General features: G+C 37.5%; 9 protein-coding genes. 4 read left to right on the top strand and 5 right to left on the bottom strand.

The annotated features are described in order from the left end of the window. The first annotated feature begins 290 nt into the window (after window positions 1-290). Entirely contained in the window at window positions 291-1,418 is a 1,128-nt protein-coding gene (locus H3R25_RS08545; RefSeq protein WP_232354593.1) for a serine hydrolase, read from the top strand. Between the two features lie 46 nt (window positions 1,419-1,464). Here H3R25_RS08545 and H3R25_RS08540 read toward each other — a convergent pair whose 3' ends face one another. After that, complete coding sequence (locus H3R25_RS08540) at window positions 1,465-4,314, bottom strand: DUF3427 domain-containing protein (protein ID WP_198195046.1); 2,850 nt, start codon at window positions 4,312-4,314, stop codon at window positions 1,465-1,467. A 75-nt stretch (window positions 4,315-4,389) separates the two neighbouring features. Then, entirely contained in the window at window positions 4,390-5,217 is an 828-nt protein-coding gene (locus H3R25_RS08535) for an exodeoxyribonuclease III (RefSeq protein WP_074426427.1), read from the bottom strand. A gap of 325 nt (window positions 5,218-5,542) precedes the next feature. Here H3R25_RS08535 and H3R25_RS08530 point away from each other — a divergent pair, with 325 nt between their 5' ends. Then, a complete protein-coding gene (locus tag H3R25_RS08530; RefSeq protein ID WP_074426426.1) occupies window positions 5,543-6,553 on the top strand; it encodes a D-2-hydroxyacid dehydrogenase in 1,011 nt (336 codons plus the stop codon). Between the two features lie 124 nt (window positions 6,554-6,677). On the opposite strand, the gene proC is transcribed toward H3R25_RS08530, so the two are convergent. The 3 genes from proC to H3R25_RS08515 form a co-directional block, all read right to left on the bottom strand. After that, a complete protein-coding gene (proC, locus tag H3R25_RS08525) occupies window positions 6,678-7,442 on the bottom strand; it encodes a pyrroline-5-carboxylate reductase (protein WP_198188286.1) in 765 nt (254 codons plus the stop codon). Window positions 7,443-7,466: 24 nt separating this feature from the next. Then, window positions 7,467-8,330 (bottom strand): aldo/keto reductase, encoded by an 864-nt coding sequence (locus H3R25_RS08520; RefSeq protein WP_198195044.1) that lies wholly within the window; start codon window positions 8,328-8,330, stop codon window positions 7,467-7,469. Between the two features lie 65 nt (window positions 8,331-8,395). Beyond that, window positions 8,396-9,103 carry a YjjG family noncanonical pyrimidine nucleotidase gene (locus tag H3R25_RS08515; protein ID WP_074426422.1) on the bottom strand — a complete coding sequence of 236 codons (708 nt, stop codon included), beginning with the start codon at window positions 9,101-9,103 and terminating at the stop codon, window positions 8,396-8,398. 620 nt (window positions 9,104-9,723) lie between these two features. Here H3R25_RS08515 and nrdJ point away from each other — a divergent pair. Both nrdJ and H3R25_RS08505 read left to right on the top strand, forming a co-directional pair. After that, window positions 9,724-11,958, top strand: coding sequence for a ribonucleoside-triphosphate reductase, adenosylcobalamin-dependent (gene nrdJ / locus H3R25_RS08510; RefSeq protein ID WP_198195042.1), 2,235 nt, complete (start codon window positions 9,724-9,726; stop codon window positions 11,956-11,958). 34 nt (window positions 11,959-11,992) lie between these two features. Further along, window positions 11,993-12,382 carry a DUF4430 domain-containing protein gene (locus tag H3R25_RS08505; RefSeq protein ID WP_198195040.1) on the top strand — a complete coding sequence of 130 codons (390 nt, stop codon included), beginning with the start codon at window positions 11,993-11,995 and terminating at the stop codon, window positions 12,380-12,382. Window positions 12,383-12,384 lie beyond the last annotated feature (2 nt).

Genomic DNA, 12,384 nt, shown 5'->3' with positions numbered 1-12,384 from the left:
TTTGTCGTTCAATCGCTCGAGCTGTTGTGCCCTATGTCCTGACGACAGTTATTAATACTAGCAACTATTTCTCTTTTTGGCAAGTACTTTTTGCTAATTTTTTTGTAGCATTTTTAAAAACCGCATGTTCGTAATGATTTTTCCTGTAACTCTTGCAAATATTACATTGTTGCTTTAATATTTTTAAACTTTATCCGCTTTGTTAACGAAAATTAACCTTTTTCACATATCTTTGTTAAAGCGAACGTTCTATAATACATCTTAATAACTGTAAGGGAGAATATTATATCTTGAAACGTAAATTTATCGCTTTGGCTGCAGCATTAGTTATTGGTGCTTCCGCATCAACTGCTCTTTCTACTGCCTCGGTTAGTGCCGCACCCACAACTAGCAACCAAACCGAAATGTACAATTTTGTTAGGAATACTTTTAAAAAGCATTATGTTCGTGGCATCGTAACTGTGGTGAAAGATGGTGTGCCTCAAACAATTAGTTATGGCTATGCTTGGTACGGCAAGCGCATCGGTAATGGCAGTAAAAATGTTACCTATCCGTCCGCTTCATTACAAAAAGTAGTCACCGCCGCAATGATTGTTCAACTAATTAATGAAACCAAAAATACGGATCAATCTTTTACCCAAAACACAAAGATTTCACGTTGGTATCCTAATTTAAAAAATGCTAACAATATTACAGTTGGCAATCTAATGTCACATACTTCTGGTATTACGGCTACGCAAACCGAAATTGATCGGGGTGTTGTTTATTCCGAAGCAGATTCAATTGACTGGGTTGTTAAAAATATCAACGCTTCTAAAGCAGATAGTGTAGGTAATTATCATTACAATAATAGTAACTACATTTTGCTTGCTGGCATCATTCGCCAAGTTACCGGAAAGTCTTATGAAGATAACTTTGAAAGCCGCATCGTTAAAAAGCTTAACTTGCAAAGAACATACCTTTACCAAGGCATCCCTAAGGGAATAACAGATCCCATTTCTTACTATTCAAATGGTGGCAAGAACTACCAGCAATCTAGTTACGTTAAAGCCAGCCTTGCCTCCCAAATTCCTGGTGCCGGTAACTTATTTACCACAACAGACGAATATTACAAAATACAGGTTGGTCTAAGTGACGGTAGTATCCTAAGTAAGGATGATTTTTATTACTTGACTCACTTGAAGAGTAAAGTTACCGATTACTGCGGCGGAATGTATTTAAGGAATAAAGAAACTCTCAAATCCGCTTATGGTAGTTTATATGGGCTTCACTTTGGCACCTGGGTTCAGTTAACAACCGATAATCAAAACGGCATTGTCATGTTTTTAAATCAGACTAATGATGTTGAAAACGACGAAAAAGATGTAGGCTACGAAATCCTTCAGCACATCAAGCCTAATACATTTGTTTCAAGATAAACTATCTATTTAAAAAAGCTTCTTTAATCATAAAGAAGCTTTTTTCTTATTCTTCAAATAGTAGTTCATACATTTTGGCTTCAAGTGGATGCTTAAGTAGCAAGTTCATCCCAACCGCAGCCTTTTTCTTTGGACCTAACTGCTCTTCTTTAACGGTTTCTTTTTGAATTTCTGCTTGGCCAAGATAGAAAAATTGTTTACCAATTGCATCTCTTTTCTTAACAAATAGGTGAAGCTTCATTTCGGGTGTATTCAATAATCTCTGGACTTCATCAGAATCTATATGACGTGGCGAGCGCGTGTACCATCTTAAGCAGCGACCATCTTCTAGAGTATTGTTGTACACAGCATTCCGCTTTTTTGATGAGTCTTTTTTATAAGTAATAAAAATCGGCGTTTCATCTTTATCAACACGATAACCATACATTGGTGCAGAAACATCCTTCGGCCAATTAAGCAGCCTACAAGCATCTTTTCGATCATATTGCTCGTAAAGCGTGAATTGCTTTTGGTTATCATACTTTTGGTTAAGCGCCAAACCAGTTTTAACAACATCGGTAAACAATTGCTTAAACTGCTGGTTATGATTAAGTGCTTCCTCTAATTGCGGCGCTAGTTGATAAGTGAATAAATCTGGTCGTTCAATAAGTGCTTGATCACCATATTGTTCTTTCTTGGTAGTCTTTCCTTGCTTAATATCAAAGAAATTCAACGTCAAAATATCATCAACTGAGTTTAAAACGGCAGAATTAACATACGCACCATAATCGCGCAGCACCTGCTCGTACTCAGTTTGGCTGACTGACTTGTCTGTCAATAATTGTTTGAGCAGTAGCAGTTCATGCGGTCTTTTTCCATTCAGCAATTCTTTCGTTACAAACGATAAAACGGCACTCTCATATTCAGTCAACTTTATCGGCTCACCCATTTTAGCTAAAAACTCACCGTAATGAGCCAAAGCGTGGTTATTAGCAAAAACTTCAGGCGAAGTCGAGCCATAACGATAAAAATCATATAAAAGTGGTGGTCTACCCGTTTTTTCTTTTAGCTCAATATAAGACTGACGCAATTCCTTTATGCTATCGAGCTTTATTCGGTCGAGCGATGCCAATATCTTGTTGGAAGCAACTTGCGTAAAGTTAATTGTTGAAACATCAATAAAGCCAGGCAAAGTACTCTCTTCGCGTACACGGTCAATGTCTCTACTGTCGTCTTGATTCAAAGAAATCGGAATTAGGTAATTATTTTTATAGTTACCAATAAAATCAATGACGGTTACATAGTCTTTTCCAGGATACTTACGCAGACCTCGGCCAAGCTGCTGAATAAACACAATGCTTGATTGCGTATTACGCAACATCACAATCTGATTCAGTGCCGGGATGTCGATTCCTTCGTTAAAGAGATCAACTGTAATAATATATTCAATTTTTCCCTCTTCGAGTTGGCGCACGACTTGCAGTCTTCTTTTTTCACTATCTTCATTAGTCAGCGCAATTGCTGGATGTCCTTTAGCTGAAAAAATTTCTGCTAGCTCGCGCGCTTCTTCTTGTCTACTGCAAAAAACCAATCCCTTAGCTTGATCACCACAGTAGCCATAATAACCAATTTGCTTTAAGATGTAGTCCACTCGTTTTGGTGCTAATAAACGGCGGAGATTGGCCGTTTCATCAATGCTTTCGCCATCGACTTCGTAATCCTCAACCCCAACATAATGAAACGGTGCAAGCATTTTTTCTTCTAATGCCCCACGCAAGCGAATTTCATAGGCTAAATTGTAATCGAACAACTGATATACATCCTGATTATCCATACGCTCAGGGGTTGCAGTCATTCCCAGCCAAAACTTAGGCGTGAATTTATCAAAAACACGTTGGTAACTCGGTGCAGCCGCTCTATGTGCTTCGTCAATTAAAATGTAATCAAATTCAGTTGTCTGCAAATTATCCAGTACTTCAGGTTGGCTCAACGTTTGAACTGTTGCAAAAGTATATTGGCAATTTAAATCATGCTTATGGCCTGTCAATAACCCATAATTTTTTCGATCACCGCCAATAACCTGGTAAAAGCTATCTAGTGCCTTTTTAGCAATTTGCTCACGGTGTACCACATACAAAAATTTATGTGGCTTAAAATTACGCGCAGCAAAAGCACCCAAATAAGTTTTACCTGTTCCAGTCGCTGAAACAATTAACCCTTTATTTTTACCCTCTTCAACTAAACCATCTAATTCCTGTAACGCAGCCTTTTGCATTTGATTTGGTTCAATTGGTTGACTAGCAGCTACTTTTTGGGATTTTCTTGACTGATATTGAGCAGGTTTTACCCAATTATCTTCATAATTTTTCAGCCATTCCAGTGATAGTGGCTGACTCTCTTGACTTAACCTTTTCAGTTCAGTTGCAAGCTGCTCCGCTAATGCAGCATTTTTCTTGGAGCTGACTTTTAACGCCCATTCATAATTACTGAGTAATGCCGCACGAGTAAAGTTTGCACTACCAATGACAACTGTTTGCCAATTTTCATGCTGGAAAAGGTAGCCTTTGGCATGAAAACCCCGTGGAGAAGCGATTTTTATCGTTAAATTTTCAATTTTTAAGAGTTCATGGAAAACTTTTGGATCGTTGAAGGCAAGATAATCACCCGTAATTAAGGTACCCGAGACACCCTTTTTAGCTAAATCAGCCATTACTACTTTGAATGGCACAAGCATATCTTGCGTAATAAATGCAACTGCCCACGTAAAGCCTTGGCAGCTCAAAAGTTCTTGCCTAATAGTTAACCAGATATTAGAATCTTTCGTATTCTGCAAAAGCTGGGGATTGAGTAGTTCATGCCCCGGATACGTTTGATCATATAAGCCATTAAGAATCGCATCTTGCAACGGTTTATTCATCTAATTTCCTCAAAACCTTCTATATGTAATAAATAAAAAGAAATCCAAATTCATGGATTTCTTTTAATCTATGTTTTACAAATCAATATCTAGCAAAATTGGACAATGATCGGCACGTGCGCCAGTATCCATCATCTCTGAACGCTTTACCTTGTCAGCAATTCTGTTACTTGTAATCCAGTAGTCTATTCTCCAGCCAGAATTATTGGCTTTGGCAGTTCTAATTCTTTGAGCCCACCATGAATAAACACCTTCAACATTACCATTAATTTCTCTAAAAGTATCAGTGAAGCCAGCATTAAGCAATTTAGTAAAGCCTGCACGCTCTTCATCGGTAAAGCCAGCAGAATGATGGTTATTATCTGGATGCTTCAAATCAATTTCTTCATGCGCACAATTATAGTCGCCACTTGCCAAAACTGGTTTTTTATCATCTAAAGTTTTTAGGTATTCAGTATATTTTTCGTCCCAAATTTGACGCTCTTGTAATCTTTTCAGACCATTACCAGAGTTTGGTGTATAAACTTGGGTAACAAAATACTCTGGAAACTCTAATGTAATAATGCGACCTTCTTGGTCCATTGGCTCTGGAGCACCAATTTCTGGAAAAGTCACTTCGGGCTTAAGTTCCTTTTTGTATAGATACATTGTTCCGGCATAGCCTTTACGTGCTGGCTCTTCTGAAGAACGCCACACTATTTCATATTCAGGAAATTCCGTTGCTAAAACTTCTAAGTGCTTTTTAGTTGGACCAGTTGCACGCAATTTAGTTTCTTGAATTGCAATAATGTCTGCATCCTGATCATGTATTTTTGCCAAAACTTTACGTGTTTCCTCAGCCCTTGAAGAGGTCCCCGTTAAAGCGGCATTCAATGAATCAATATTCCATGAAATTAAGATCATTTTTTTCTCCTTTTAAAACCGTCTTCTACATTATATAGTTTTTTATGACTGGCACAAAGATTCATTGAAAAATTTACCTAATATTATTAATAGTTGCACTATTTACATAAAAGAAAAATTGTTACCAATTTCACGACTTTTAGAAAAACTTATTTAAATGAGTATTCTAGCTTAATTAGTTGGTACTCAATAAATGTAAGCGCTTATTGAAAAATCAACTTTTTTCGAAAATTATCTTTTTCACATTTTTATATTTTTAATTCAGTTAGCACAAGTGTATAATAGCACAAGAGAAAGTAATAACGATTTTTGGAGGTTAGATTTTATGACTAAAATTTATGCTTATGCGATTCGTAAAGACGAAGAGCCTTATGTTCGCGAGTGGAGCGACGCTCACAGAGATGTTGATGTTGAATACACTGATCAACTTTTAACACCTGAAACTGCTGAATTAGCTAAGGGTGCTGATGGTGTTGTTACTTACCAACAATTAGACTACAAAGCTGACACAATTGAAGCTTTAGACAGACTTGGTATTCGTAACTGGTCAATCCGTAACGTTGGTATCGACAACATTGACTTAAAGAAGGCTAAGGAACTTGGCTTTAAATTAACTAATGTTCCTGTATACTCACCAGATGCTATTGCTGAACATGCAGCTATTCAAGCAGCTAGAGTTTTACGTCAAGATAAAGCTATGGACGAAAAGCTTGCTAAGCATGATTTACGTTGGGCTCCTACAATTGGTCGTGAAGTTCGTGACCAAACTGTTGGTGTTGTTGGTACTGGACATATTGGTCAAGTATTCATGAAAATTATGGAAGGCTTTGGCGCAAAAGTTATTGCCTACGATATTTTCCAAAACCCTATTCTTAAGAAGAAGGGCTACTATGTAGATACTTTAGATGAACTTTACGCTCAATCTGATGTAATTTCACTTCACGTACCTGATGTTCCTGAAAACATCCACATGATTAACGACGAATCAATCAAGAAGATGAAAGATGACGTTGTTATTGTTAACGTATCACGTGGTCCTCTTGTTGATACTGATGCAGTTATTCGTGGCCTTGATTCAGGTAAGATCTTCGGCTTCGTAATGGATACTTATGAAGGTGAAGTTGGTATTTTTAACGAAGACTTCTCTAATAAAGAATTACCTGACAAGCGTTTAGCTGACTTAATCGCTCGTCCAAACGTTTTGGTAACTCCTCACACAGCATTCTACACAACACACGCTGTTCGTAACATGGTTATCAACTCATTTGACAACAACTTGAAGTTAATCAAGGGTGAAACTCCTGACACTCCAGTTGATTTGGATAAAGAATTTTAATTTCATAAAAACTTATTTCCCTTCTTAAACACATTTAATGATTTGACTTTAATAAAAAGGCACCGATTTTACTTACTCGGTGCCTTTTATTTTGTCTTTCATTATTAAGTAATCTTGCTAATTTTTACTTAGCCGAAGCATTAAGTGCCTGAATTAATGCTCCACGAAAACCTTTTTCTTCTAACTTATTAACGCCTCTGATGGTAGAGCCACCAGGAGTAGTAACCTCATCTTTTAATTCTTCAGGAAGCTTACCACTAGTTAATGCTAATTTAGCAGTCCCTAAGAGCATTTTTTCAATGATTTGGTAGGATTCTGCTCGTTTTACCCCATTTTGAACGGCTGCGTCGCTCAGTGCTTCGATCATTAAATCGACATATGCTGGAGTACAACCTGCGACAGTACCATAAATGCCTAATAAGTCGGCCGGCACAACGTAAACATCACCCATTTGTTCAAACAGATCTTTTACAGTCTTGATTACTTCAGGCTTTTCTCCTGCAGCAAAACTAATTGCTGTAATTCCTTCACCGATTTGAACTGGTGTATTTGGCACAATTTTGACAAAAGAAGAGCCATTAGGTAATTCATGGTTTACCTTTTCTAAATCACCACCACCAGTGGATAAGATAATGCCATGGTATTTTTGACCAAGTTCTGCAAAAATAGTTTCCACTACTGAACCACCCACTGCAACAATGACAGCCTGACATTCTTTAAAGTCTGCATAGTCATTAATTAAATTCAAGTGCAATTCAGCTGCAATTTTTTCGGCTGATGGATGTCCACCACCAAAAACATAAATATCTTGGTTAGCGATATCTCCTTGCAATAAGCCCAAAATAATTGCTTTACCTATTTTACCGGTACCTATGAATCCTATTTTCATTGCTCTTCACCTTAATTGTTAACTTTAGAAGTTTGTTTTATCAGGATCAGTTGCAAGGTCAGCAGCACCATGCAACCCGTCCAAAGTCTTCATATCTTCTTCATCGATTACAAAATCAAAAATATCTACATTTTCTTTTATTCTATCAGTATGAACAGATTTTGGAAGTGGTGCAAACTGATGTTGAAGTGACCAACGTAAGAGTACTTGAGCAGGAGTTTTACCATAATGCTCAGCCACTTCACTAACAGTTTTATTTCCAATTAAGCCGCCTGTTCCTAATGGACTATATGCTTCACTTAAAATGTTAAGTTCATTATTATATGAAACAACGTCTTCCTGCATATCACTCGGATTTAAGTAGATTTGATTGACAGCTGGACGAATAGAAGCGGTTTTTAGTAATTCATCCATGTGCTCACGTCTAAAGTTTGAAACCCCAATCGCACGAAGCTTTCCTGCCTTGTACTGATCTTCCATTGCGAGCCAACTCTCTGCGTTTAATTCTGCCCAATGATCACGCACTGCTTTTGGATTTGGCCAGTGAATTAAGTACAGATCAAGATAATCTAACCCTAGTTTTTCTAAACTTTCGTCAATTGCTTGAATTGTTTCCTGATAGCCATGCTTATCATTCCACAATTTAGTTGTAACAAATAAATCATAACGGTTAATACCACTTTCCTTAATGCCCTTACCAACACTCTCCTCGTTGCCGTAAGCAGCAGCAGTATCAATCAAACGGTACCCCGCATTAATTGCATCAATAACGGAGTTTTTGGCAACATCGCCATCTGGCGTTTGCCAAGTTCCGAAACCTATAGTAGGCATCTTAGCTCCGTTATTTAAAAAATATCTATCATTTAAAGAACTAATTTTGACAGTCATTATTTTCACCTCTGTTATATTATATCGAATAATATATATGCTGCCACATCAAATTTGACAAATTGCTAATTAATTCTTTCAAAGTCATTTTTTAACAGTTTCACGAATTCGGGATATGTTTTCACTTCACACAAAGGATGTAAATTCATGTTATTTTTTCGCCCGCGATGGTTATACCAGACACTGCTAAAACCATAGTTTTCTGCACCTAAAATATCTGATTGTAAACCATCTCCAAAAAATACTGTTTCTTCAGGACCATATTCCGCCCGGTCAAAAAAGTAATCAAAAATTCGAGCATCAGGTTTTGAATAACCTGCTTCTTCAGAAGTAATAATTAAATTAAAATAGTTCTTAATTCCAGCTAGCTCTAAGCGGTGGCGCTGCATATAGGCTTCACCATTACTTAAAATGGTTAACTCGTACCCACTCTTTTTGGCAAAGCGAAGCGTATCTTCTACACCAGGTAGCAACTTATAAGCTTGACTGAAGTATGAACGATATTCATCCATAATGGCAAGTCCATCAACATTAATATGATAGTTTTCTTTGATAAAATTATGAAAAACCATTTCACTCAATTGATCATATGTTAATGCACCAGTTTCAAGCTGACGCCATAAACTTTGATTATATGAGTGGTAACGGCGCTGCAAGTCCTCTGTTAGTGGCCAGTGATGCGCGTTAAAAAGACGATGGAGCGCGAAATTCTCCGTATCCGCGAAATCGATTAGTGTGTCATCTACATCAAAAATAATTTGTCTAAAACGCAAGTATTTTTCATCCTTTCCAATTATTTCCCGGGAAATAAATACTGCTACGGAAAAATATTATACCAGTAAATTACTCATAAAAAACATAATTATCTTTTTGTTAAATTTAGGTAAAACTCATTTTAAGTAACTGCGCTTGAGGTATAATTGCTTACCAAATAAATCAGGAGGAAATACTAGTATGCTTACTTTATTACTAATTTTTGCATTGATCTGGGCACTGGCTAAACTAGGTGTTGGGATAATTAAAATTTTATTATTTATACTGGCATGCGGTTTAATCTTCATTTTCTTTATTCATTTACTAATTCCTTTTGCTATTTTGGGAGGAATACTTCTCCTGCTCTTCACAGCAATTGGTCGTTAACTCTTTTTTATTAGTCTTTTTGAAGCACAATAAGCTTTTTTTAGTTTATTGTGCTTTTTCTATACGCTGATTGCTATATGATTTTTTTGAAAATCTTTTTCTCCTACTGCCGCCTTAAATCATCTTTTTTTGTTCGGATTTGACTGCTGCATATCCGCTGGTAAATACAAGATATTGTGTTATAGTCTTTTTAGACACCATACATGATGTGTATGTGAAACAAAGTGTTATTTTATGAGGAGATATTTTGTATATGAAAAATGCAAGAATAAGCTTGGATCAGGCTTATATTGATCAAGTGAAACAAAATGTTTCGCCTCACTGGGGAGAACTTGGCTGGGTCACGTACAAGCGGACTTATGCACGCTGGCTTCCTGAATATAATCGCGCTGAAGAATGGGACGAAACAGTTAAGCGTGTTGTGGAAGGCAACATTAACCTTGATCCACGCTTAACTGATTCGCCTTCTGAAGATGTGGTTGAGGAACTGACAGACGAAGCTAAGCGTTTATTCAAGCTTATTTATGGCCTTGCTTCCACTCCGTCTGGACGGAACTTGTGGGTTTCTGGGACTGATTACCAAAGACGTAATGGTGATTCCTTAAACAATTGCTGGTTTATTGCTATCAAACCACAGAAATATGGTGATAGTCATATCGTGCCTGACTATTTGGACAAAAATCAAGAAGCTCTTTCAATGCCATTTTCTTTCGTCTTTGACCAATTGATGAAAGGTGGCGGCGTTGGCTTTTCCGTCGTTCAGGACAATATCCAAAAAATTCCCTCAGTTGACAATAAAATCGATTTAACGATTGTAATCGACAAGGCTAGTGCTTCTTATGACGACTCCGTTAAGCTTGGAGCAACTGATAAAAGTGAGTGGGTAAAGCAAAATCAGAATTCGGATGACTATATCTATTACGATTTATCTGACACCCGTGAAGGTTGGGTTTTAGCTAATGCTCGTTTAATCGATATGCACTTTAAGGAGACCAATCCTGAAAATAAACAGAAGTTGGTTTTAGACATCAGTGGTATTCGTCCTTACGGTGCAAAAATTCACGGTTTTGGTGGTACTGCTTCTGGCCCAATGCCATTGGTCGAAATGCTGTTTGAGATTAACGACATTATCAATAATCGTGTTGGTACAAAAATCACCTCAGTTGATGGTACAGACATTTGCAACTTAATCGGGAAAACTGTTGTTGCAGGAAATGTTAGACGGTCTGCTGAATTAGCATTAGGCTCTAACGATGATCAAGATTTCATCACAATGAAGCAAGATAAAGATAAGCTATATCATCACCGTTGGGCTTCAAACAATAGCGTTGCGATTGACGCTAAATTCGATGGATACGAACCAATTGCCGCTGGTATTAGAGAAAACGGTGAACCTGGTGTTGTTAACTTAGACTTGTCACGTAATTACGGCCGTATTATTGATGGTTATCAAGAAGGCATTGATGGCGAAGTTGAAGGAACAAACCCATGTGGTGAGATTTCACTAGCCAACGGTGAGCCATGTAACTTATTTGAAGTTTTTCCTTACATTGCTGAAGAACAAGGTTGGGACTTAAAAGAGGTCTTCAAACTGGCTACCCGTTATACCAAGCGTGTAACTTTTAGTGAATACGACTGGGAAGTTTCCCGCAACATCATCTACAAGAACAGACGAATCGGTGTTTCAATGTCAGGTATCCAAGATTGGCTCTTAAATGATTTAGGTCATCGGGTTGTTACCGGCTTTGAAGACAGTATCGACGAAGAGACAGGCGCAAAAATTAAAAAGCCAATTTATGATCCTAAGGGAATCAAAATGGTCGAAGAAGCATATCAAGCAGTAATTGATGCCGATCAAGACTACAGTAAGGCTTTAAATTGCAATCCTTCTATCAAACACACCACTGTTAAACCATCTGGTACTGTTGCTAAACTTGCAGGTGCTTCTGAAGGTATGCACTTCCACTACGCTGGCTATCTAATTCAAAGAATCAGATTCCAAGCCTCAGATCCTTTACTCAAGGCCCTTGATGCTTGTGGTTACTACTCAGAACCAGATATCTATTCACCAAATACTATTTGTGTAGAATTTCCATTAAGAGCAGCTCATGCAGACAGCAAAAACTTTGCTTCTGCAGGTACTGTTTCAATTGAAGAACAGTTTGCAACTCAAGCATTTTTACAAACCTACTGGTCCGATAATGCGGTTAGTTGTACTGTCACTTTCCAAAGCAATGAAGGTGACAAGATCACCTCTTTATTTAAACAATATCGTAACGTCATCAAGTCAACGTCTCTTCTTCCTTACTATGGTGGATCTTTGGAGCAAGCGCCAAAAGAACCAATTGATAAGAAAACATACGAAGAGCGCAAAGCCAAAATATCTGGCGATGTTGCTACTGTCTTTGCTGAACAACATGATGATCAAAAAGACATCGAGCTAGTTGATCAAACCGATTGTGAATCAGGCGCTTGTCCAGTTAAATAATCTAAATTTATGTATTAAAAATAGGAGTTTTATCATGAAAAAAAATAAATTATCAGTTCTTGCCGGAATCGCTACTATCTTTACTTTCACTGTTGCTGGATATGGCAGTACCCAAAATGTTCAACAAGTTGATGCTGCAAGCAAAGTTCGCGTTACTTATACCCTTAAAGTGGATAATAAAAACTACAAGACAAAAAGCGTAAAGTTGCCTAAGCACTCAACTGTTATGCGTGGCCTTAAGAAGCTTTGGAAAGTAAAGAGTACTGATGGCTTCATCACTTCAATCGATGGTAAGAGCCAAAATAAGGCCAAAAAGGTTTACTGGACTTACACTATCAACGGCAAATTCGCTTCTAAAGGTGCTGCAGAACAAAAAGTAGCCAACAAGGATAAGGTTAAATTCACTTTAGCAAAGATCGACTAATC

Source organism: Lactobacillus sp. M0390, from assembly GCF_016102085.1.
Lineage (GTDB): Bacteria > Bacillota > Bacilli > Lactobacillales > Lactobacillaceae > Lactobacillus > Lactobacillus apis.
The sequence above is the reverse complement of the archived record's forward strand: the minus strand, read 5'-3'. Positions and strand labels throughout refer to the sequence as shown.